Source organism: Streptomyces sp. NPDC096310, from assembly GCF_044763125.1.
Lineage (GTDB): Bacteria > Actinomycetota > Actinomycetes > Streptomycetales > Streptomycetaceae > Streptomyces.
In genome coordinates this window covers 109,597-133,707 of the sequence record NZ_JBIWFO010000022.1, presented here as the reverse complement: position 1 = coordinate 133,707, position 24,111 = coordinate 109,597, and the positions used below count along the sequence as shown (strand labels likewise).

The following is a 24,111-nucleotide window of genomic DNA, read 5'->3' as shown; positions in this document are numbered from 1 at the left end:
GCTGGTGTGTTGGGTGGGGCGGGGCAGGCGAATTATGCGGCGGGGAATGTTTTTCTGGATGGGTTGGCGGCGTTCCGGCGGTCGTGTGGGTTGCCGGGTGTGTCGGTTGCGTGGGGTTTGTGGGAGCAGCGTTCGGTGATGACGGAGGGACTCGACGACACCGACCTCACCCGCATCGCCCGCACCGGAGCCCAGGCCCTTTCCACCGAGGACGGCCTGCAACTGTTCGACCGTGCGATCGAGTCTCCCGAGAGCCTCCTCCTGGCTGTCCGCCTCGACGCCCGCGCCCTCGGCACGGCCGACCCGAACGCTCCTGTGCACCCCATGCTGCGCACCCTGGTCCGCCGGCCCGCGGCCCCCCGCAGGCGAGCCCTCGCCGCACCGGAGACCGGTCCCGGCACCGACGGGCCGGCCGCGCTGCGGCAGGAGCTGCTCGCCCAGCGGCCGGGCGACCGCCGGAACTCGGTGCTCGATCTCGTACGCACCCGGGTCTCGGCCGTCCTCGGACACGACACCCCGGGCGCCGTCGCGCCGGACCTGGCGTTCAAGGACCTCGGACTGGACTCCCTGACGGCCGTCGACCTCCGTAACCGGCTCAGCGCGGCGACCGGACTGCGGCTGCCCGCCACACTCGCGTTCGACCATCCGAGCAGCAGCGCCCTCGCCGGCCACCTCCTCACGGAGATCCTCGGCCCGGACGCCCTCGGGGCGGAGGCCGAGATCCTCCCGGCCACCGTCGACCCGCACCCCTCCGATGCCACCGGCAGCCCCGACGACCACGACCTGATCGCCGTTGTCGGCATGGCCTGCCGCTACCCCGGCGGCGTCACCACCCCCGAGGATCTGTGGCGGCTCGTCATCTCCGGCGGGGACGCGATCGGCGGACTCCCCACCGATCGCGGCTGGGACCTCGACGCTCTGCACGACCCCGACCCGGACGCACCTGGCCGGACCTACGTCCGCGAGGGCGGATTCCTCTACGACGCGGGCCGCTTCGACGCGGAGTTCTTCGGCGTCTCGCCCGTCGAGGCGCTGACCATGGACCCGCAGCAGCGCCTCCTCCTGGAGACCGGCTGGGAAGCGGTCGAGCGGGCCGGGATCGTCCCGGCCGCGCTGCGCGGCAGCCGGACCGGCGTGTTCGTCGGCTCCCACTACCAGGAGTACGGCCCCCGGCTGCACGAGGCCGGCCAGGGCGCCGAGGGGCATCTGCTCACCGGCACCGCCGGCAGCGTCGTGTCCGGACGGGTCGCCTACGTCCTCGGCCTCGAAGGGCCCGCGGTCACCGTGGACACCGCGTGCTCGTCCTCCCTCGTGGCCCTGCACCTGGCCGTACGGTCGCTGCGCACCGGCGAGTGCGACCTGGCCCTGGCCGGAGGCGTCGCCGTGATGCCCGGACCCGGTGCGCTGCTGGGCTTCAGCCGGCAGCGCGGCCTGGCCGCCGACGGACGCTGCAAGGCGTTCTCCGAGGACGCCGACGGCACCTCCCTGGCCGAAGGAGCGGGCGTCCTGCTGGTCGAGCGCCTGTCGGACGCCCGCCGCAACGGGCACCGCGTCCTGGGCGTCGTACGGGGTACGGCGACGAACCAGGACGGCGCCTCCAACGGGCTGTCGGCCCCGAACGGACCCGCTCAGCAGCGCGTCATCCGCGCCGCACTCGCGGACGCCCGGCTCGCCCCCGCGGACGTGGACGCCGTGGAGGCGCACGGCACCGGGACCAGGCTCGGCGACCCGATCGAGGCCCAGGCCGTACTGGCGACGTACGGACAGCGCCGCGGCACAGGACGACAGCCGCTGTGGCTCGGCTCGGTCAAGGCCAACATCGGGCACACCCAGGCCGCGGCCGGAGTGGCCGGCGTCATCAAGATGGTGCAGGCGCTGGAACAGGGTGTCCTGCCCGCCTCACCGCACCTCGGCCGGCCCTCGGAGCACGTCGACTGGTCCAGCGGCGACGTCGCACTGCTGCGGGAGACCGTGGCCTGGCCAGCCGGGGGCCGGCCGCGCCGGGCCGGCGTCTCCTCGTTCGGTATCAGCGGCACCAACGCGCACGTCATCGTCGAAGAGGCCCCGCCCGAGGACGCGATGGCCGAAGAAGACCCGCCCGAGGACGGGACGGCCACGGCGCCTTCGCCCTCCGGGGCCGGCACGACCGTGCCGTGGATCGTCTCCGCGCGCTCCGCGGACGCCCTGCGGGACCAGGCCCGCCGCCTGCTCACCCACCTGCGGCACGGACGGCACACGGTGCGCACCGGCGCGCCCGCCGGCCCGGCGGACGTCGCGACGGCCCTGGCGACCCAGCGGTCGGTGTTCGAGCACCGGGCCGCCGTGCTCGGCGAGTGGCAGGAGGACCTCACCACGGGGCTCGCCGCGCTGGCCGCCGGCCGGCCCGCGCCGCGCCTCGTGACCGGCACCGCCACCAGCGGCCGGACGGCCGTGCTGTTCACCGGTCAGGGCAGCCAGCGCGTCGGCATGGGGCGCACGCTGCACGCCACGTACCCCGTCTTCGCCGACGCCTTCGACGCGGCCTGCGCCCACTTCGACGCACTTCTGCCCGGCCGGCCGGCCGTGCGTGACGTCGTGCTGGGCGAGCACGAGGGTGCGGAACGCGAGCTGTCCCGCACCCTGTACGCCCAGTGCGGGCTGTTCGCCGTGGAGACGGGACTCTACCGGCTCGTCGAGTCCTGGGGCGTACGGCCCGACGCCGTGGCCGGGCACTCCATCGGTGAGGTCGTCGCCGCGCACGTCGCCGGTGTGCTCACCCTCCCCGACGCCTGCGCGCTCGTCGCGGCGCGCGGCCGGCTCATCCAGGAGCTGCCGGACGGCGGCATCATGGTGGCCGTCCGGGCCGCCGAGGCCGACGTCCTGCCGCTGCTGGCCGGCCACCGGGACGAGGTGGGCGTGGCCGCCGTCAACGGGCCCGAGGCCGTCGTCCTCTCGGGCACGCGCGACGCCGTCGACAAGGTCGTCGCCGTGCTGCGCGAACGCGGCGCCGAGACGAAGCGGCTCGATGTGTCGCACGCCTTCCACTCGCCGCTCATGGAACCCGTACTCGCCGCGTTCCGGGACGAGGTGAGCCGACTGGCCTTCGCCGCACCCGAGCTGCCCGTGATGTCCCACCTGACCGGCGAGCCGCTGCCCGCGGACCGGCCGTGCGGTGCCGACCACTGGGTGCGGCACGTAAGGGAACCGGTCCGCTTCGCCGATGGCGTGACCGCGCTCGCCGCGCAGGGGTTCACCACCTTCCTCGAACTCGGCCCGGACGGAGTGCTGTCGGCCCTCGGCCAGGACTGCGCGCCCGACGCGGAGTTCCTGCCCGCGCTGCACGCGGACGCCGACGAGACGGCCTCCCTGACCGAGGCCCTCGCCCACCTGTTCGTGCGCGGCACGGACGTCGACTGGTCCGCCGTCGCCCGCGTACCCGGCCTTACGCCACGCCCCGTACGCCTTCCGACGTACGCCTTCCAGCGCACGCACTACTGGCTGCGCTCGACGGGATCCACCACGCACCGCGACGACACCCCCGACGGCCGCCTACCGGATGCCGTGGCCCACGGTGACGAGGCGGCACTCGCCGCCGAGCTGGCTCTCGGCGACGCGCAGAGCACGGCCATGCTGCTGCCGCTGCTCGCCGCCTACCGGCGCCGCCGCCACGACGACACTCTCGTCGACGGCTGGCGCTACCGCACCACATGGACGCCGGTCGCCGTCCCGGCCGCCGAGCCGGCCGGCACCTGGCTCGTCGCCGTCCCCGAGCGGCTCGCCACCGACCCCTGGGTCACCGGCGTCACCGAGGCGCTGTCCGCCGGAGGCGCGACCGCGGTGACCGTGCCCGTCACCCGCCCCGGCGGCCTCGCCGGGGAACTCGGGGACGCGGCGGCCGGTGCCGGCTCCGTCTCCGGAGTGCTGTCCCTGCTCGCCCTCGCCGCCGGAACCGACCCCGAGCACGACGCGGTGCCCCAGGGCGTGGCCCTCACCCTGGCGCTGTTGCGGGCCCTGGACGAGACCGGCGTGCGTGCCCCCGTGTGGCACGCGACCAGGTCCGCCGCCGCCGTCGGCGGTGCCGAACGGGTGTGCGGGCCCGAGCAGTTCGGCGTCCGGGCCCTCGGACGTGTCGCCGTCCTGGAGACGCCCGAACGGTGGGCCGGTACCGTCGATCTGCCCGAGCGTCTCGACGGCTGGGTGGGCTATCGGCTCGGCGCCGTCCTGGCACAGGGCGTCGGGGAGAGCGAGATCGCCGTGCGTGGCTGGGGAGTCTTCGCCCGCCGCGTCGTCCCGGACACCGCCCCCGTCAACACCGCCCCCGTCCCGGCTCCCGCCCCCGTCCCGGCTCCCGCCCCCGTCCCGGGTTCCGCACCCGCCGGCACCGCCACCCCCGCCGCGGGGCCGTGGCCGACCACCGGCACAGTCCTGATCACCGGCGGCACCGGCGCCCTCGGCCGGCAGGCCGCCCTGCGGCTGGCCCGCGCCGGTGCCGGACACCTCCTGCTCGCCTCCCGGCGCGGCCTCGCCGCCGACGGGGCCGCCGCGCTGCGCGACGAACTCATGGCGCTCGGCGCCCATGTCTCCCTCGTCGCCTGCGACGTCGGTGACCGCGCCGCCGTCGCCGTTCTGCTGGACGGTATCCCGGCCGACCGGCCGCTGACCGCTGTCGTGCACACCGCGGGCGTCCTCGACCACGGCGACCTCAGGGAGATGACCACGGCACGGTTCCAGTCGGTGGCACGGGCCAGGTCCCAGGCCGCCCGGCACCTGCACGACCTCACCCGGGACCAGGACCTCGCCGCCTTCGTGCTGTTCTCGTCCTTCGCCGGCACCGTCGGCGCCGCCGGGCAGGCCAACTACGCTGTCGCGAACGCCCTGTTGGACGCTCTCGCAGAGGAACGACGCGCCGCGGGGCTGCCGGTGACCTGTGTGGCCTGGGGCCCGTGGGCCGACGCCGAGGACGCGGACGGCCGTACCGTCGGGCACAGCGGCCTCACCCCGATGGAGCCCGGTCTCGCCCTGCGGGCGCTGGAGCGTGCCATGGTCGCCGGGGACAGCCGTGTCGCCGTCCTTGACGCCGACTGGCCACGCTTCGCCGGACACCTCGCGGACGACCCCCGGGCCCGCCCCCTCGCCCGGCTCCTCGACGGCATTCCCGCCGTCCGCCAGGCGGCCACGGACGCGGTGTCCCCGAGCCCGCACAGTCCGGAGGAGTTCCGGAAACAGCTCCAGGCCCTGCCCCCGGCCGAACGCGAGGCGGAACTGCTGCGCGTCGTGCGCACCCATGCCGCGCTCGTCCTCGGGTACGACAGCCCGGACGCCATCGCCCCCGGCCGCGGCTTCGTCGAGATGGGCTTCGACTCCCTCACCGCCACCCGGCTGCGCAACCGGCTCGCCGCCGCCACCGGCCTCCAGATCAGCGCCGCCACCGTCTTCGCCCACCCCACCCCGGACAGCCTGGCCGAACGCCTGCTCGGTCTGTACGACGCCCCGCGCGCCCGGCAGCGCCCACGGCTGCTCCCCCGCGACCGGGACTGACCACGCCGTGACGTCGGCTCTCCCGCACGGACCGCGCCCGCGCCCGCCGGGCCCGCCACCGCCGACGGCGTGGTGCGCCACCGTCGGGCAGGCCGCCTCGGACGGCCGCGGTGTCATCACTCGCGACCCCGGCCGCAGTTACGGCGACAGCGCGCGGCACGGCGGCGGACATGCCGTCGGCACCACCGGTCTGCGCGGCGTCCACCGCCACCCGCACCGGCCTGACCGGCGCCATGGGCACCGCGGACCGGCTCGGGCCCCTCCCGTAACTGCGGCGAGTACTGGTGCCGTGCGCGACGCCCTCATGGAGCATCACATGTACACCGAGGTGAACGATGAACAGGCGGCCCGTTTCTCCAGCGCCCACCACGCTCTCGCCGCCACCCACCTCACCTCTTGACACCGTCCGTGACGGCGGGCCGCTCCAGCGGCTTGACCGCCACAGGAGCATCCATGGGAGCCGGTCACGCGGCACACGACGTCGTACGGCGGCATACGGAGGAGACAGTGCGAGCAACGCAGGGACCGGCAACCCGGGGACCAGCACTCCACGCGCCCGCGAACCCGCGGGAACGGGCCCGCGACGGCGCGCCCGGCCTCGTCGGTGTCGGCACCGCCGTGCCCCCCTCCTCCTACACGCAACGGGAACTCCTCGACACCTTCCGCATCACCGACCCCCGTATCCGCTCCGTCTTCCTCGGCGGCACGGTCGAGCGGCGCAACCTCACCCTGCCGCCGCTCGGCCCCGACGGGACGCCCACCACCGAGACCCAGGGCGAGCTGCTGCGCAAGCACACCGAGACCGGTCTGCGGATGGGCCGGGAGGCCGTCGAGCGCTGCCTGAAGGACAGCGGCGCCACCCTCGCCGACATCCGCTACCTGTGCTGCGTCACCTCCACCGGGTTCCTCGCACCGGGCTTCTCGGCGCTGCTCATCAAGGACCTCGGCATCGAGCCGTCCTGCCAGCGGCTGGACGTGGTCGGCATGGGCTGCAACGCCGGCCTCAACGCCCTCAACGCCGTGTCCGGATGGGCCGCCTGCCACCCCGGTGAACTGGCGCTCATGGTGTGTGTCGAGGCGTGCTCCGCCGCGTACGTCTTCGACGGCACGATGCGTTCCGCGGTCGTCAACAGTCTCTTCGGCGACGGTGCGGCGGCCGTCGCCGTGCGCTCCCCGGGACCGGACGCCGGGGAGCGCGCCCCGGCCCTGCTGCGTTTCACCAGCCACATCATCCCCGAGGCGGTCGGCGCCATGCGCTACGACTGGGACGACGCCCACGGCAAGTTCAGCTTCTACCTCGACCCCGAGATCCCCTACGTCGTCGGCGCCCACGCCGAGAGCGCCGTGGCGCGCCTCCTCGCGGACACCGGGGTGCGTACGAGCGACATCGCGCACTGGGTGGTGCACTCCGGCGGCAAGAAGGTCATCGACGCGGTTCGCGTGAACCTCGGCCTGTCCCGGTACGACGTGCGGCACACCTCCGGCGTGCTGCGGGACCACGGCAACCTCTCCAGCGGCTCGTTCCTGTTCTCCTACGAGCGGCTGCGGGACGAGAAAGCCACCGTACCCGGCGACCTCGGGGTGCTGATGACCATGGGGCCGGGGTCGACCATCGAGACGGCCCTGGTGGGCTGGTGACAGAAGGGATCGCTGCCGATATGAAGACGGAGCCCGCGTGGACCGGGCTGCCCGACGGACTGGGCGTCTTTGCCCGGCTGGACGGCGGCCGGCCGCTGCCCGAGCTGACCGCGGCGGTGAACGCGGTGTGCGAGGAGGTGGAGGACCTGCGCGCGCGGACGGTTGTCGTACTGCGGTTCCCGCCCGCCCCGGCCCAGCCGCGCGAGTGGCCCGGCGACGTCTCGATACGGGACGTCAACCGCTGGGAGCGCGCCGTACGCAGACTGGAACGCCTCGACGCCGTCAACATCGCCGTCGCCGAGGGGACCTGCGGCGGTCCGGTCCTCGACGTGCTGCTCGCCGCGGACTTCCGTATCGCCGGCCCCGACCTGACGCTCATGCTGCCGGTCAACGACGGTCACTTCTGGCCCGGCATGTCCCTCTACCGGCTCGTGCACCACATCGGCCTGGCCCGGGCCCGGCGCATCGTGCTGTGGGGCACCGACATCCCGGTGGCCGAGGCCACCGACCTCGGCATCGTCGACCAGGTCAGCGACGACCTGACCGAGGCCGTGCACGCCGCCGCCGTGCTGCGCGGCCGGCTGTCCGACCGCGAGACCCGGATCCGGCGGCGCCTCCTGGAGGAAGCCGCGTCCGCCGAGTACGACGACGCGCTCGGCGCCCATCTCGCCGCCTGCGACCGCGAGTTGCGGCGGCTGCGCGCCGCTGAGGCGCCGTCGGCGGAGGGGCCGGCCACGCCGGAAGCGGGGGCCGCCGGATGACCGCCCCCCTCGTCCTCGGCGGCGACCTCGGGCGGGACGCCCTCCTCCTCGCCACGTACGTCCAGGAAGGAGAGGGGCGGCTGGCCACGCTGCCGCCCCCACCCGACCGCACCCCGGCCGACCGGAACCGGGCCGCCGCCGTCCACACGGCCGCCCGCCGCGCCCGCCGGTCCTTCCTCGCCCGCCACACCGAGTCGGTCTACGGGCTGCTCAGCGACGGGCTGACCCGCTCCGTCCGGCTGCCGGACCTCGTGTACGAGGCCGCCGACCGCTTCCCCGGCCTGGTGCCGACGCGCGACCAGATGGCCGCCGAACGCGCGCTCGTCCAGGCGCACAAGGAAGGCCGCGAGATCGACCAGGGCCTGTTCTGCGGCGCCGTGCTGCGCTCGCCCACCGCCGGCCGGCACCTCGTCGAGACGATGCTGCGGCCCACCCCGCGTGCCCTCGCTCTCCTCGACGCCTTCCGCGCCGACGGCCGGGCCGAGCTGGACACGGTGCTCGTGACACGCCGCGGTACGGCGGCGCACGTGGAGTTCCGCAACACCGGGCGGCTCAACGCCGAGGACGAGCGGCTGATCGGCGATCTCGACACGGCCGTGGACCTGGTCCTCCTGGACGACGAGGTCACGGTCGGCGTCCTGCGCGGCGGCACCGTCGACCACCCCAAGTACCGGGGGCGGCGCGTCTTCAGCGCGGGTATCGACCTCACCGATCTGCGCGATGGGCGGATCCCGTTCGTCGAGTTCCTCCTCGGCCGAGAACTCGGCTACCTCCACAAGATCCTGCGGGGCCTGCTGACCGACCCGGAGCCCGGCGCGTGGACCGAGCGGGTCACGGGCAAACCGTGGATCGGCGCCGTCGACACCTTCGCCATCGGCGGCGGCATGCAGCTCCTCCTCGTCCTCGACCACGTCATCGCCGGGCAGGACGCCTACGTCAGCCTGCCCGCCGCCGAGGAGGGCATCGTGCCCGGCCTCGGCAATCTCCGGCTCACCCGGCACACCGGGGCCCGCCTCGCCCGTCAGGTGGTGCTCGGCGGGCGGCGCATCGCGGCGACCGATCCCGAGGCCCGGCTCGTCTGCGACGAGATCGTCCCCGCCCATGGCATGGACGAGGCGGTCGACCGGGCCGTACGGACCCTGTCCGCGCCCGCCGTCCCCGCCAACCGGCACATGCTCACCGTCGCCGAGGAACCCCTCGACCTGTTCCGCACCTACCTCGCCGAGTTCGCCGTCGCCCAGGCGGAACGCGCCTACGCCCCGGACGTCCTGGCCAAGGTCGAGCGCAGATGGCAGGAGCGGGAGCGGCGGCGCGCGGTGGAGAGGAGCCACTCGTGACCGCCGCTCCTGATCTGCACGCGCGGGACCTGCACGGTTCTCTCCAGGACCCGGTACTCGGCTCCATCGGTTTCCTCAACGAGGTGATGGGCCGGTACCCCGACGCCATCTCCTTCGCGCCCGGCGCCCCGCACCCGGAGTTCACGCGGGACCTGGACACCCGTGCGCTGGCCGACCGGTTCGTCGCCCACCTCGTCGCCGACCGCGGCCTGGACCCGGCCCGCGCGGAGCGCGTCCTCTACGAGTACGGGCCCGCGCAGGGTCTGATCAACGGCCTGGTAGCCGAGGCACTCAGCGGTGACCAGGGCATCCACGCCGCCCCCCGCGAGATCATCATCACCGTCGGCGCCCAGGAGGCGCTGCTGCTGACGCTCCGCGCCCTGTTCCGCCACCCCGGCGACGGTGATGTCCTCGCGGTCGTCGACCCCTGCTACGTCGGCATCATCGGCGCCGCCCGGCTGCTCGACATCCCCGTGGTCCCCGTCCGGGAGGGGGCCGCCGGACTCGACATCGACGACCTCGCCGCCCGGTGCGGCGAGGCCCGGCGGGAGGGCCGCCGGGTCCGCTCCTGCTACGTCGCCCCCGACTTCTCCAACCCCGGTGGCGCTCGCATGCCCCTCGGCGCGCGACACCGGCTGCTCGACCTGGCGGCCCGCGAGGACCTGCTGCTCATCGAGGACAACGCGTACGGCTTCACCGCGCCCGAGGACGACACCCTGCCCGGCCTCAAGGCCCTGGACACCCGGCGCCGCGTGATCCACGTCGGCACCTTCGCCAAGGTGGGCTTCCCCGGTGCCCGCGTCGGCTACGCCGTCGCCGACCAGCGCGTCCGGCACGCGGACGGGGAGCGGCTGTTGGCCGAGGAACTGGCCGACCTCAAGACCATGGTCACCGTCAACACCCCACCGCTGGCCCAGGCGGTCGTCGGCGGCCTGCTGCTGGACCACGGGCGCTCCCTGACCGCGCTCGCCCGCCGCAAGGCGGAGCGCTACCGGCGCAACCTCGGCTGCCTGCTCGACGCCCTGGACCGGCACTTCGCCGACGGCCTGCCGCCCGGCATCGCCTGGCACCGGCCCGCCGGCGGGTTCTTCGTCCGCGTCGACCTCCCGGTTCCCGCGGACATCAGCCTGCTGGAGGTGTCCGCCGCCGAGTACGGCGTGCTGTGGACGCCGATGAGCCAGTTCTCCCTCACCGGGCGTGGCGAGCGGCAACTCCGGCTGTCGTGCAGCTATCTGGACCCCGGCCGGATCGAGACGGGCGTCGGGCGGCTCGCGACCTTTCTCCGGAAGGAGGCGGTGGCATGAGGGGCGGAACAACCCACACCGCGGCACCCACCCCACACGAAAGGTCCCGCCGATGCGCTTGAACAGCTACGACGACTTCACCCCGCTGAAGGAGGTCGTCCTCGGTTCCGCGGACGGCTACCGCGACCGCGTCCGCGACATGTCCTTCGACATGTTCATCAGCGACAACCTCTCCGGCGCCCGCGGCTACTACCCCTCCCTCTCCACCTGGCGGGACAGCGAGGACCGCCGTGAGCGCAACTCCCCGCACCGGTTGGCGATGAAGGAGCGGTTCCTCGGTGAACTTGTCGAGGACGTCGAGGGCCTCGCCGCCCAGCTGACCGCGCTCGGGGTCACCGTGCACCGCCCCCGGCAGCCAGGACCCGGCCTCACCCGGGTCGCCACTCCTGCCTTCGAGGCCACCGTCACGCCGCCGCTCAACCTCCGCGACAACACCCTCGTCCTCGGTGACGAGATCATCGAGACCCCGCCCATGCTGCGCGACCGCTACTTCGAGACGCAGTTCCTCAAGCCGGTCTTCCTGGACTACTTCCGGCAGGGCGCCCGCTGGACGACCATGCCGCGCCCCATGATGACCGACCACTCCTTCGACCCGGCCAACGTGGCCCATGCCGCCCCGAACATCGAAGTCCCCCTCGATCCCCGGGACTCGCCCTACGACGTCGGCCTGGAACTCATGATCGACGGTGCCAACTGTCTGCGCCTGGGCCGCGATCTGATCGTCAATGTCTCCAACGCCAATCACGCGCTGGCCCACGACTGGCTGGAACGCCACCTCGACGGGCGGTTCCGCGTGCACCGCATGGACCGGCTCACCCAGAGCCACATCGACAGCGTCGTCGTCCCGCTGCGTCCCGGCACCCTGCTGCTGCGCGACCCGGGCGTCGTCGACTACCTGCCGAAGGCCTTGCGAGGATGGGACACCATCGTGCCGCCGCCGCCCGGCATCGACGACTATCCGCAGTACGAGAACGGCGACCCGATCCCGGCCAGCCCGTACATCGACCTGAACGTGCTGTCCGTGGACGAGCACACCGTCCTGGTCAACGACGCCTGCGAGACGCTCATCGCCACCCTGGAGAAGCACGGCTTCGACGCCGTCCCGGTCCGGCACCGGCACCGGCGGATCTTCGGCGGCGGTTTCCACTGCTTCACCCTGGACACCGTGCGCACCGGCGGCGCCGAGGACTACCTGGCCTGACCGGATCGGGCGAGGGGTGTCGTAGCCGGTCCGGCCGGCCTGGAAACCGGCCGGACCGAAGGGGCGTCGGTCATCCTCATCGTCCGTCCGCCGCCGGAACGTCGCCGTCCGGGCCGGTCTCGATGGACGCCACCGCGAGCAGCCGCCCGGATCCCGCGTCCCGCAGCGCCATGTCGGCGATCTCCGCGCCGAGCCGCTCGGGCCCGGCGCCGCGCCAGCGCCGTACCTCGATCCGGAAGACGGTACCGGGGTCCGCGTTGCCGAAGAACCCGATCCGCTCGTCCACCACACGACGGCGGAGGAACTGCTCGTCGGACCGGCCCAGCGAGCGCCACGACCGCAGCAGGGCGGTGTCGAAGATGGCGAAGTACGCGGCGAAGTACACCAGGCCCGCGCCGTTCAGGTCCCGGACCGCGTCGAGTTCGTACCCGCAGCTGAAGCCGGGGCCCGCCGGAGCGAAGCCGGGCGGCGGAGCGGCGTGGAAGGTGCCGGCCTCCCGGGCCCGGCCGACGGGTGAGCGCGGCGAGTGGGCGTTCGGCAGCCGGGGCAGATGCCGGTGGGCGAAGCCGGGCGGGGCCGTCCGTGCGAGGCTCTCGTTGCTGCCGGGGCGGGAGCGGGCGATCCAGCGGTTGAAGTTCTCCGCGTAGAGGCAGTCCGGGTGGGGCCGCTCGTACACCTCGGCGGGGTCCAGCGGCCCGTCGGGCAGGTCGAGTCCGGCCGGGGCCATCCGGTGCAGGGTCACGGCGGACTGGCCGCCGTACTGGAACACGCGGGAGTCGACGCGCAGTTCGTCGCCGAAGGTGAGGCCGTGCGGGTGCAGGGTACGGCCGCCGCGCACCCGGTAGTAGTAGAACGACAGATAGGCGGGGCGGCCGTCGGCGGTGCGCGCGGCGTGCACGTTCGTGCCGCAGGCCGCGGCGACCGCCTCCCAGGTCCAGTCGCCGATCTGTCCGAACACCAGCGAACCGGCGCCGCACATGCCGGGCGAGACGAGGACCTCGCGGCGCAGCGAACTCGCGTCGGTCCGGTGGATCCGCTGCCCCGGTACGGCCTGATGTGCCAGCTCGCTCATGTCCCGGTCACCGCCTCGGCGGTACGACGCGGCCGGGGCGGCGTCATGAGGCTCCCGGAGCCGGGGCGGCGGGGACGGCTCCCGGGGCGACGGCGCGCCGTTGGGCCACCAGGTCGGCGACGTCCGCGACGGTGCCGGCCTCCAGCAGCTCGTAGTCGTGGATCTCCACGCCGTACCGGTCGCTGAGCAGCGCCGCCAGCTCCACCGCCGCGAGCGAGTCCAGGCCGATCTGTTCCCGGCCGGCCGTCGGAGCGATGTCCTCGGCCCGCACCTGAAGGTCGTCGACCAGGATGCCCTTGAGTTCCTCGTACACCTGTGATCCTCTGTCCCGTCCCACTCCGGCGGACCTCTCCTTCAGGGCGAAGGCGACGTCCACGATCAGGTCCTCCTGGCCGGCCACGGCCTGCCGCCGGCCGAGTTCGAAGAACACGTCGCGCGGATCGACGCCCTGCCGCCCGGAGACGTCGAGGACCCGGTTCTTGAACCCGGAGAACACCCCGGCCAGGCCGCTGACGACGCCCACCGAGTCGATGGTCGGCGGCTTCGGCATCAGCTCGCGCTCCGCGATGTCCGCCGCGTCGAGCAGCCGGTAGACGTCGATGCCGGTACGCCAGCCCATCCGTTCCAGGACCGGGACCAGCACCTCCAGCTGGGTGTTGCCGGCCCCGGCGCCGAAACCGCGGGCGCAGGCGTCCAGGATGTCCGCGCCCGCCTCGGCCGCGGCCACCGAGTTGGCGACCGCCATCCCCAGGTTGTTGTGGCCGTGGAACATCACGGGAACGTCCACCGCGGCCCGCATCGCCGCGATCCGGGCGCTCACGTCCCCCGGGAGGTAGTGGCCCGCGGAGTCCAGGATGCCGACGCCCTGCGCGCCGTACCCCACCAGCCGGGCGCACTGGTCGGCCAGTTGCGCGGGCGAGGCCATGTGGCTCATCAGCAGTACGCCGTGCGCCTCGACGCCCGCCTCCCGCAGCAGGCCGAGGTGGCGCTCGGCGAGGTCGGCCTCGGTGCAGTGGGTGCCGATGCGCACCACGTCCGCGCCGTGCGCCATCGCGCGCCGCAGGTCGCGCATGGTGCCCCAGCCGGGCAGCATGAACACGCCCATCCGGCTGTGCGGGAGGGCCTCGCGGACCACCGACAGCATCTCGTCGTCGCTCAGCCGTGCCCGGCCCGCTTGCAGGGACGAGGCGCCGAGTCCGTTGCCGTGCCCGACCTCGACCACCGGCACGCCCGCCGCGTCCGCCGCTTCGGCGTATGCGCGCAACTGCGCCGCGGTGAGCTGGTGGCGTACGGCGTGGTGGCCGTCGCGCAGCGTCGGGTCGTGTACGAGGACGTGCCCGCGGGCGGTGTCCTTTGTGCCGGTGGTCTGCGGGCTCATGACGTCTCCGTACCGGCGGTGGGACCAGCGAGGGCGGTGCGGCCGGGCCCCGGGGGCGGGGCGGCGGCCGGGCCGGCTCCGGGGGCATCCGCGATCAGCTCCGCGACCTGGAGCGCGGCGGAGTTGATGAGGTCGAGGTTGCCCCCGTAGCGCGGGATGCGGTCGCCGTCGGCGGCGACCTCCACGGCGACGAAGGCCCGTTCGCCCTCCGCTACGCATGCCGTGACCTCGAACCCGGCGGCGTACGCCCTGACTCGGCCGGCCGCCTCCTCGGCGGCGGCGCGTACCGACTCGGGGCGGAGGTCCTGGCCCACCATCGACATGGCGACCCGGAACGTGGCCGGGGGCCGGGCGGGACTGATGTTGAGGATCGCCTTGACGTCCTTCACGCCGGTGAAGTCACGGACGGCGTTCTGCGTGGTTTCCACGTACTCGTCGAGGTTGAGCCGGGTGCCCCGGCCCACGCTCCGGCTGGCCGCCGTGGTCACGACCTCGACATGGTCCACCCGGTGCCGGCGGGTGATGCCGTGCAGCAGCGGGATCGACGCCTGGCCACCGCAACTGACCATGTTGATGTCGCGGTGTCCGACCGCCTCGGTGCCGTTGACCGTCGGCACCACCAGGTGCCCGACCTGGCTCGGCGTCAGGTCGATCAGTGTGGTGCCGAACGGGCCGAGCAGCGCGGCGTGTTCGGCGTGCGCCATGGCGTTGGTCGCGTCGAACACCACATCGAAGGGTTCGTCGGCCGTCAGCAGCGAGCCGATACCGTCGGTCGCCGTGGGCAGGCCCATCGCCCTCGCCTGCCGCAGGCCCGGGGTGTCCGCGGCACGCGCCACGACGAGCCGGCAGTCCAGCGCGCGCGAGCGCGCCACCTTCGCCGCCAGATCGATCCCGATGAGCCCGGCACCCAACACGGCCACGGACAGTCGTCCGTTTCGTTTCATGGCTGTATCGCCTCTCCCGTCGCCCGTTCTCGCCTCGGCGAGAGCGCGCGTTGTCTCTACGCGCGGTCCACGTGCAGGGTGACGGTGCCCAGCCGGTCGAACTCCGCGGTGAAGGTGTCCCCGGGCCGCATCGGGACCGCCGCGTGCAACGCGCCCGTCATGATCAACTGGTCTCGTTCCAGGGCCACTCCGCGCTCGCCGAGAGTGTTGGCCAGCCACGCCACGACGGCGTACGGGTCGCCGAGCGCCGCGGCCCCCGCGCCGGTGGCGATCAGCTCGCCGCCACGCCGGAAGACCATGCCGGTCAGCCGCAGGTCGGCGCCCGCGGGCGGCACGAGCGCGCGGCCCAGGACGACCGCGCCGTTCGACGCGAGGTCGGCGATGGTGTCGGCGAGCCGGATACGCCAGTCCTCGATCCGTGAGTCGACGATCTCCAGGCCCGCCGACACCTCCGCGACCGCCTCGCGCGCCTGCTCCACCGTGACGCCCGGGCCCTTCAGCGGTGCCCCGAGCCGGAAGACGATCTCCGCCTCCACCTTCGGCGCGATGAACGCCCCGAACGGCACGTGCGCCCCGTCCGCGTACACGGTGGACGCCAGCACGGGCCCGTAGTCCGGGGTGCCGACGCCGAACATCTCCTGCATCGGCGCGGACGTCAGTCCCGCCTTGTAGCCGACGACGCGGTCGCCGTCGGCGAGCAGCAACCGGACCAGTTCCTGCTGCACGGCGTAGCCGTCGTCCATGCCCAGAGAGGGGTCGGTGTCGGTGAACGGCGGCACGGGGACGCGCCGGGCCCGCGCCTGGTGGAGGGCGCGTGCCCGGGTCGCGGTGTCCTGGTCCGGCATCGTGAGGCGGCTCCTGTCCGGCGGAGGCCCGGCCGGCGTCATCCGGCGGCCTGGAAGACGCGGCTGCCGGGCATCCGCAGCGGGGTGCTCGACACGTCGGTGAACCCGGCGCGGCGGAACGCCTCGTGCCACACCTCCGTGGATGGCAGGTTCACTTCCATCGACGAGGCGTGCAGATAGCTGAACAGCGCGCTGAAGGCCCGCTCCCGCGCGTCCGGCACGTACGGCACCGCGTCCGTCACGATCATGCGGCCGCCCTCCGCCAGCGACTCCCGGCAGGCGCGCAGCACCCCGTCGAGGACATCGGGCCGGGCCACCACGTCGTGCAGGACGAATCCGGCGTGCACCACGTCCGCGCCCCGCACCGGCGCCGGGTCGTCGGCGATCGACTCGATGGAGCGGTGCACCACGTCCAGCCGGTCGGCCACCCCGGCCCGCCGTGCGGCCCGCAGGGCCTCGTCGCAGGCGGCGGCACTGAGATCGAGGGCGAGACCGGTGCTCTTCGGCAGGTCGCGCAGCAGCCGGACGAGCAGCCCGCCCGCGCCCGCTCCGAGGTCGACGACGCGGCGCGGCGCACCCGAGGCGATCTCCTCGATCACGCCCGGGTAGAAGCCCCGCGAACCGATCCACCGTGAGGACACCGCGACCTTCCGCCCGTCCCGCGCGTACTTCTTGCCCGCCGTCTCCGGATCTCGCAGGAACAGCGCCGCGTGGTCGATGTAGGGGCGGTTGGCGTTGAGCGCCCAGGACAGATAGCCGGCCCGGTAGCGGCGGTCGGCCAGATCGGTGACGGGCGTGTACGGCCCGTCCTGCGCCGCCTGTTCGACCAGGCCCGCCGAGACCAGGGCACCCAGATAGGCTGCCGCGCCCGGCGCGGGCACCGCCGCGAGGTCGGTGGCCTGCCGCAGCGTGAACGGTTCGGCACGGTCCAGCAGGTCGGACAGCCCCAGCTCCTCGGCGATCTCCAACAGCGCCGCCTCGGCGGCGAGATCCGCGGCGGCCTCGGCGGAGTCGGTCCTGTTCATGCGTCACTCCCGAAGTGCGAAGGGCGTATGTCTCGAAGGAGGGCGCGGCGCGCCGGGCCGCTCCGCGTCACCAACCGTCCGGCGACGCGGCCTGCCCGCCGGGCGGCCCGCGCCCGGCACCCGATCTGTCCAGCGCCATGATTCGGCGCCCCGCGCGGACGGGCATCCGCGACCCCCGCCGTTACGGTCGCCGCGGCCCCGGCTCCATGCTCCACGCCGGTACCCGGAGGCCGTCGGTGCCGGGCGCGTCGCGCGGGCGGCCCGTAACTGTGGCTCCCACCGATGCCGCCACCCTCGTGGCCCAGCACGATCACAACCGTCGGAGTGGAGCCGGACACATCAGCCCGGACACATCAGCCCGAACACGTCAGCCCGGACCCCACGGCCCCGACCGCCACGGTCCCGGACCGGCGCCCGCCCCGCGTTCCGCCCGGACGCCCGTTGTCCGTCCCTCACCGGACGCGCTCGCACAGACGGATGTACCCCGCACTAAGGAGTGCACGTGATTCCTGCGTCGTACGCGCAGCGTCGGCTGTGGTTCCTGGACCGGCTGGAGGGGGCCGGCGCCCTCTACAACGTTCCGCTCGTCCTGCGGCTGTCGGGCCGGGTCGACGTGGCCGCGCTGCGGGCGGCGCTGACCGACGTGCTCACCCGGCACGAGAGCCTGCGCACCCGCTTCCCGCAGCACGACGGCGAGCCCGTCCAGGAGATCGTGCCCCCCGACGGCATCGGCGACCCGCTGACCGTCACCGCCGTGCCCCCGGACCGGCTGGAGGCGGAGATCGCCCGCGCCGCCCGGCACGTCTTCGACCTGGCCCACGACCTCCCGTGCCACGCCCGGCTGCTGACCGTCGGCGCCGAGGAGTCCGTCCTCGTGCTGGTGCTGCACCACATCGCCGCCGACGGCTGGTCGGTGGCCCCGCTGTGGCGGGATCTGTCCGCCGCCTACGCCGCGCGCCTCGCCGGGAGCGCACCGCGCCGGGAACCGCTGCCGGTGCAGTACGCCGACTACACCCTGTGGCAGCGCAAACTCCTCGGCGACGCCGACGACCCCGGCAGCGTGCTGGCCACCCAGCTCGCCCACTGGCGCGCCGCCCTGGCCGGAGCCCCCGAGGAACTCCACCTGCCTGTCGACCGGCCCCGCCCCACCACTTCGGCGCGCGCCGGCGGCACCGTACGCCTCGATGTGCCGGCCGCTCTCCACCTACGGCTCGCGGAGCTGGCGCGCGCCGAGGACGCGACCCTCTTCATGGTGTGGCAGGCCGCGATCGCCGTCCTGCTGTCGAAACTCGGCGCCGGCCAGGACATCCCGGTCGGCAGCCCCGTCGCCGGACGCGACGAGGTCGACCTGGAGGACCTCGTCGGGTTCTTCGTCAACACCCTCGTGCTGCGCACCGACCTGAGCGGCGACCCCGCGTTCACCGAGATCGTGGGCCGGGTCCGCCGGGCCACCGTAGCGGCCCTGGAACACCAGGACGTGCCCTTCGAACGGCTCGTGGCGGAGCTGGCCCCGAACCGGTCCCTGACCCGCCACCCCCTGTTCCAGATCAACCTGACCCTCCACAACGCCCCCGAGGCCACCGTCGAACTGCCCGGTCTGACGGCCACCGCGCACACCGCCGGGCTGCCGCTCGCCAAGTTCGACCTCGACTTCCAGGTCCTGGAGCGCCGCGACGCGCGGGGCGGGCCCGCCGGGCAGGACGTCGAGATCACCTACTCCGCCGACCTGTTCGACCACACGACCGTGGAGTCGTTCGCCGCCCGCCTGCTGCGCGTGCTGCACGCCGTCGCCACCGACCCCGGTACCCGGCTGCACGCCGTCGACGTCCTCGACCCGGCCGAACACCGCGCGCTCCGCGCAGCGGCCACCGGCCCCGTCCGCACTCTGCCCGGGACAACCCTCCCCGACCTCTTCGCCGAGCAGGCCGCCGCCCGCCCCGACGCGATCGCCGTCACCGCGGACGGCGCGAGCCTCACGTACGCCGAACTCGACGCCGCCGCCAACCGGCTCGCCCGCCATCTGACCGGGCGGGGCGTCGGCCCCGAGACCCTGGTCGCCGTCGCCATGGACCGCACCCCCGGCCTCGTCACCGCGCTGCTGGCGGTCCTGAAGGCGGGCGGCGCCTACCTGCCCGTCGACCCCGCGTACCCGGCCGCCCGGATCGCCACCCTCCTCGCCGACGCCGCCCCAGCTGTCCTGCTCACCACCACCGGCCTCGCCGGACGCCTCCCCGAAGACGGGGGCACCCCCCGCATCCTGCTCGACGACCCGGCCGTCCGCGCCGCGGTCGCCGCCCGCACCCCGGACCCGCTCACCCAGGACGAGCGCTCCGCCCCGCTGCTGCCCGGCCATCCGGCCTATGTCATCCACACCTCCGGCTCCACCGGCGCCCCGAAGGGCGTCGTCGTCGCCCACGCCCACGTCACCGACCTGCTGCGGAACGCCGGCGAACGGTACGGGTTCGACGGCCGGGACGTGTGGACCTGGTTCCACTCCCACGCCTTCGACTTCTCCGTGTGGGAACTGTGGGGCGCCCTGCTCACCGGCGGCCGGCTCGTCGTCGTCGACCACGAGACCTCCCGCTCCCCGGCGGAGTTCCTGCGCCTCCTCGTCCGCGAAGACGTCACCGTCCTCAGCCAGACCCCCTCCGCCTTCCACCAACTGGCCCATGCCGACGCCCGGGAACCCGGCACCGGCCTGGGCACCCGGCTGCGGCTCGTCGTCCTCGGCGGCGAGGCACTGGACACCACCCGGCTCGCCGACTGGTACACCCGCCATGACCGCGGCGCCCCACCGCTGGTGAACATGTACGGCATCACCGAGACCACCGTGCACGTCACCCACCTCACCCTCGACACCGGTACGGGCCCCGGCCCGCACGGCGTGAGCCCGATCGGCCGGCCCCTGGACAACACCCGCGTCCACGTCCTCGACGCCCACCTGCGCCCCGTACCGCCCGGCGTACCCGGCGAGATGTACGTCACCGGCTCCGGCGTCGCCCGCGGCTACCTGAACCGGCCCGCACTGACCGCGGACCGCTTCGTCGCCTGCCCCTTCGAGCCCGCCGGTGCCCGCATGTACCGCACCGGGGACATCGCCCGGTGGACGCCCGACGGCACCCTGGAGTACCTGGGCCGCGCCGACGACCAGGTCAAACTACGGGGCTTCCGCATCGAACCCGGCGAGGTCGAGGCCGCCCTGCTCGCCCACGGGCGCGTCGCGCACGCCGCGGTCGTGGTCCGCGAGGACACCCCGGGCGACCGGCGGCTGACCGCCTACGTCGTCCCCCGCCGTCCCGCCGACGCCACCGGGGAGACCGGTGCCGCGCTGGCGCAGCAGGTCCGCGCCGCCGTCGCCGAGCTGCTGCCCGCCCACCTGGTGCCCGCGGCCGTCGTCCCGCTGGAACGGCTGCCGCTCACCGTCAACGGCAAACTCGACCGCGCCGCCCTGCCCGCCCCCACCCACACCCCCGGCCCCGCCGAGGGCCCCGGTCCCGCCACCGTCCGCGAGGAGGTCCTCTGCGCCGTCTTCGAAGCCGTCCTGGGCGTGGACCGGGTCGGTGTCGACGACGACTTCTTCGCCCTCGGCGGGCACTCCCTGCTCGCCGTGCGACTCGTCGAGCAGCTACGCGACCGCGGCGTGCCGGTCGACATCCGGACCCTGTTCACCGCGGCCACGCCGGCCCGGCTCGCCGCCGTCGCCGGCCGTGAGCCCGTCGAGATCCCGGAGGGCACCGTGCCGCCCGGCGCCACCCGGATCACACCGGACATGGTGCCGCTGGCCGGGCTCACCGCCGCCGAACTGGACACCGTCAGCGCCGCCGTCCCCGGCGGCGCCGCCAACGTCGCCGATGTCTACCGGCTCGGCCCGCTCCAGGAAGGACTGTTCTTCCACCACCGGCTGCACACCGGGAGCGGCACCGACGCGGGCGACCCGTACATCGTGCGGTACGTCCTGCGGTTCGACACCCGGACGCTGCTGGATGCCTTCCTCGCCGCCTGGCCACACGTCATCGAGCGGCACGAGGCGCTGCGCACCGGCCTCGCCTGGGCAGGGCTCCCGCATCCCGTACAGGTCGTGCACCGGCACGTCGAGCTGCCCGTCACCGAGGTCGATCTCGGCCCCGGCCGCACCGATGCCCCCGGCGCCCCGGCCGACGACGTCGAACTCGTCGAACGGCTCCTGGCCCGCGCCGACGACCCGATGGACCTGCGCCGCGCCCCCCTGATGGACATCCGCACAGCCGCCGAACCCGGCACCGACCGCCGGCTGCTCGTCGTCCGCATGCACCACATCACCCAGGACCACACCACCCTCGAACTGGTCCTCCGCGAGATCACCGCTCTCCTCGCCGGCCACGGCGACGACCTGCCCGCCCCGCTGCCCTACCGCACCTTCGTCGGCCAGGCCCTGCTCGGCACGCCCGCCGAGGAACACGACGCGTACTTCGCGCGCGTCCTCGGCGACGTCACCGAGCCCACCGCCCCCTTCGGCGTGCTCCAGGTCCGCGGCGACGGCCGCGACGTCACCGAACGCCGTACCCTCCTGGACCCGCTCGTCACCGCCCGGCTGCGCGAACAGGCCCGCCGCGCCGGAGTGGGCGCCGCCACCGTCCTGCACGTCGTCTGGTCCCGGGTGCTGGCCGCGCTCTCCGGCCGCGACGACGTCGTGTTCGGCACCCTCCTCTTCGGCCGCATGCAGGCCGGCGGCGGCGCCGACCGGGTCCCCGGCATGTTCATCAACACCCTGCCGGTGCGGGCCCGTACCGGCGGCACCGGCGTGGCCGACGCGGTGCGCGCCATGCACACCCAACTGGCCGAGCTGATGGTGCACGAACACGCCTCGCTCGCCGCCGCCCAGGGCGCCAGCGGCGTCCGCGTTCCCGCCCCGCTGTTCACCGCCGTTCTCAACTACCGGCACAACTTCTCCGGCGGCCCCGAGACCGTCCTCCCGGCCGGCGCCGATGTCCTCGCCTTCCGGGAACGCACCAACTACCCGCTGCTCGTCTCCGTCGACGACCACGGCCACGGCCACGAGATCGCGTACGTCGTGCAGGCGGTCGCCGGGATCGACCCCGACGCCGTCACCGGACTGCTGCTCGCCACCACCGAGCACGTCGTGACCGCCCTCGAACAGGCCCCGCACACCTTCCTCGCCCGTATCGACGTGCTGCCGTACGACGAACGGCACCGCATCCTCGTCGAGCTGAACGACACCGGCCACCCCGGCCCCGGCCACCCCGGCCCCGGCCACTCCGACCCCGCCGCCACCCTCGCCGATCTCTTCGCCGACCGGGCCGCCGCCACCCCCGCGGCCGACGCCCTCGCGTTCGGCGCCGAACGCCTCGATTACGCCGAACTCGACGAGCGGTCCAACCGGCTGGCACGCCATCTGACCGGCCATGGTGTCGGACCCGAAGGCCGGGTCGTGCTGCTCATGGACCGCTCGCCCGACCTGATCACCGCGCTCCTGGCGGTGCTGAAGTCCGGCGCCGCCTATGTGCCGATCGACCCCGACCAGCCCGCCGAACGCATCGCCCACCTGTGCGCCGACGCAGCCCCGGTGGCCATCCTCACCACCTCCGCGACCGCCGCGGACACCCCCCTGCCCGGACCGGCCCCGGTCGTCGTCGACGCCCCCGCCGTCCGGGCCGCCGTCGCCGCCCACCCCGGCCACCCCCTCACCCAGGCCGATCGGACCACCCCGCTGCGCCCGGACCACCCGGCCTACGTCATCTACACCTCCGGCTCCACCGGCACCCCCAAGGGCGTCGTCGTCCCGCACGCCGGCGCCGTGAACCTGCTCGCCTTCCGGTGGCCGCACCTGGAGCCCGGCGGCCGGTTGCTCCAGTTCGCCTCGATCGGCTTCGACGTCGCGACCTGGGAGATCCTGACGGCCTTCGCCGCCGGCGCCTGCCTCGTCGTCGCCCCCGCCGCCGAACTCCTGCCCGGCGCCGGACTGGAGGAGACGATCGCCCGGCACGGCGTCACCCACCTGCAACTCCCGCCCACCGTCCTCGGCATGGTCGCGGAGCCGCACCGCCTGGCCCGCGTACGGACCCTGCTCGTGGCCGGTGAGGCCCTGAGCTCCGCACTCGTCGACCGGTGGGGCGGCGACCACTGGTTCGGCAACGCGTACGGGCCGACGGAGATCACCGTCATCGCCGCCGCGGACGGCCCGCTGCGCCCCGGTGACGCCCCCACCATCGGCCGCCCGCTGCCCGGCGTGCGCCTCTATGTCCTCGACGCCCACCTGCACCCCGTACCGGACGGCGTGGACGGAGACCTGTACGTGGCCGGAAGCGGTGTCGCCCGCGGCTACCTCGACCGCCACAGCCTCACCGCGGAGCGATTCGTCGCCGACCCGTTCGGGCTCCCGGGCACGCGCATGTACCGCACCGGTGACACCGTCCGCCGCACGCCCGAAGGCCGTCTCCGGTACGTCGGCCGATCCGACGACCAGGTCAAGATCCGTGGCTTCCGCGTCGAGCCGGGCGAGATCGAGGCCCGGCTCGTCGACCACGCCCGAGTCGCCCAGGCGGCGGTCGTCGTCCGCGAGGACACCCCCGGCGACAAACGGCTCACCGCATACGTCGTCCCCACCGGGCCCGACGGCCCGGACCTGCCGGCCGCCCTGCGCGGCCACCTCACGTCCCGGCTGCCCGCCCACCTGGTACCGTCCGCCTTCGTCGTCCTCGACCGGCTGCCGCTGTCGGTCAACGGCAAGCTCGACCGTGCCGCTCTGCCCTCGCCCGAGCACGGCACCGGCCCCGCCACCCGTCCGGTGAGCCTGCGCGAGGAACTGCTCTGCTCGGTGTTCGCCCAAGTGCTGGGTGTGCCCCGGGTGGGGGTGGACGACGACTTCTTCGCGCTCGGCGGGCACTCGCTGCTCGCCGTACGCCTCGTCGGCCGGATCCGCGCCGTTCTCGGCGTGGAGATCCCCGTGCGGGCCGTCTTCGATCTGCCGACGGTCGCGCTGCTCGCCGCCCGGCCGGCCGAGTCGGACGGTATTTCCGTGCGTCCCGGGTTGGCCGCTGGTCCGCGGCCGGGGCGGTTGCCGTTGTCGTTCGCGCAGCGCCGTCTGTGGTT

General features: G+C 74.2%; 12 protein-coding genes and 2 pseudogenes. 8 read left to right on the top strand and 6 right to left on the bottom strand.

Features of this window, described 5'->3' with window-relative positions; genetic code table 11:
* Nucleotides 1–6: 6 nt before the first annotated feature.
* From ACIQ7D_RS30300 to ACIQ7D_RS30270, 7 genes and pseudogenes are all read left to right on the top strand, one after another.
* Nucleotides 7–114: pseudogene (locus ACIQ7D_RS30300) on the top strand (KR domain-containing protein); the annotation flags it as partial.
* Nucleotides 115–138: 24 nt separating this feature from the next.
* Nucleotides 139–5,517 (top strand): type I polyketide synthase, encoded by a 5,379-nt coding sequence (locus tag ACIQ7D_RS30295; RefSeq protein ID WP_403943013.1) that lies wholly within the window; start codon nt 139–141, stop codon nt 5,515–5,517.
* Between the two features lie 507 nt (nt 5,518–6,024).
* Nucleotides 6,025–7,155: a 3,5-dihydroxyphenylacetyl-CoA synthase DpgA gene (dpgA, locus tag ACIQ7D_RS30290; protein WP_403942998.1), complete on the top strand. Its 1,131-nt coding sequence runs from the start codon at nt 6,025–6,027 to the stop codon at nt 7,153–7,155.
* Between the two features lie 20 nt (nt 7,156–7,175).
* Entirely contained in the window at nt 7,176–7,916 is a 741-nt protein-coding gene (gene dpgB, locus ACIQ7D_RS30285; protein ID WP_403942995.1) for an enoyl-CoA-hydratase DpgB, read from the top strand.
* Nucleotides 7,913–9,253: a (3,5-dihydroxyphenyl)acetyl-CoA 1,2-dioxygenase DpgC gene (gene dpgC, locus ACIQ7D_RS30280; protein ID WP_403942993.1), complete on the top strand. Its 1,341-nt coding sequence runs from the start codon at nt 7,913–7,915 to the stop codon at nt 9,251–9,253. Before dpgB ends, dpgC begins: the two co-directional genes overlap by 4 nt.
* Nucleotides 9,250–10,557, top strand: coding sequence for a PLP-dependent aminotransferase family protein (locus tag ACIQ7D_RS30275; protein ID WP_403942991.1), 1,308 nt, complete (start codon nt 9,250–9,252; stop codon nt 10,555–10,557). Before dpgC ends, ACIQ7D_RS30275 begins: the two co-directional genes overlap by 4 nt.
* A 52-nt stretch (nt 10,558–10,609) precedes the next feature.
* Nucleotides 10,610–11,758, top strand: coding sequence for a glycine amidinotransferase (locus ACIQ7D_RS30270; protein WP_403942989.1), 1,149 nt, complete (start codon nt 10,610–10,612; stop codon nt 11,756–11,758).
* A gap of 76 nt (nt 11,759–11,834) precedes the next feature.
* Here the strand turns inward: ACIQ7D_RS30270 and ACIQ7D_RS30265 are convergent, their stop codons facing one another.
* The 6 genes and pseudogenes from ACIQ7D_RS30265 to ACIQ7D_RS30240 all read right to left on the bottom strand — a co-directional run bounded on the left by ACIQ7D_RS30265 (nt 11,835) and on the right by ACIQ7D_RS30240 (nt 17,022).
* Complete coding sequence (locus ACIQ7D_RS30265) at nt 11,835–12,830, bottom strand: LnmK family bifunctional acyltransferase/decarboxylase (RefSeq protein WP_403942987.1); 996 nt, start codon at nt 12,828–12,830, stop codon at nt 11,835–11,837.
* A gap of 43 nt (nt 12,831–12,873) precedes the next feature.
* Entirely contained in the window at nt 12,874–13,143 is a 270-nt protein-coding gene (locus ACIQ7D_RS30260; RefSeq protein ID WP_403943011.1) for an acyl carrier protein, read from the bottom strand.
* A gap of 33 nt (nt 13,144–13,176) precedes the next feature.
* A pseudogene (gene dmpG, locus ACIQ7D_RS30255) lies at nt 13,177–14,208 on the bottom strand (4-hydroxy-2-oxovalerate aldolase); the annotation flags it as partial.
* Nucleotides 14,205–15,128, bottom strand: coding sequence for an acetylating acetaldehyde dehydrogenase (locus ACIQ7D_RS30250; protein ID WP_403942984.1), 924 nt, complete (start codon nt 15,126–15,128; stop codon nt 14,205–14,207). The gene ACIQ7D_RS30250 and the pseudogene dmpG, both read right to left, overlap by 4 nt.
* Before the next feature lie 80 nt (nt 15,129–15,208).
* A complete protein-coding gene (locus ACIQ7D_RS30245) occupies nt 15,209–15,997 on the bottom strand; it encodes a 2-keto-4-pentenoate hydratase (protein WP_403942981.1) in 789 nt (262 codons plus the stop codon).
* 38 nt (nt 15,998–16,035) lie between these two features.
* Nucleotides 16,036–17,022 carry a class I SAM-dependent methyltransferase gene (locus ACIQ7D_RS30240; RefSeq protein ID WP_403942979.1) on the bottom strand — a complete coding sequence of 329 codons (987 nt, stop codon included), beginning with the start codon at nt 17,020–17,022 and terminating at the stop codon, nt 16,036–16,038.
* Between the two features lie 502 nt (nt 17,023–17,524).
* Between ACIQ7D_RS30240 and ACIQ7D_RS30235 the strand changes: the two genes are divergently transcribed.
* Nucleotides 17,525–24,111, top strand: a 6,587-nt coding sequence (locus tag ACIQ7D_RS30235) for an amino acid adenylation domain-containing protein (RefSeq protein WP_403942977.1), incomplete at its 3' end; no start/stop codon positions are given.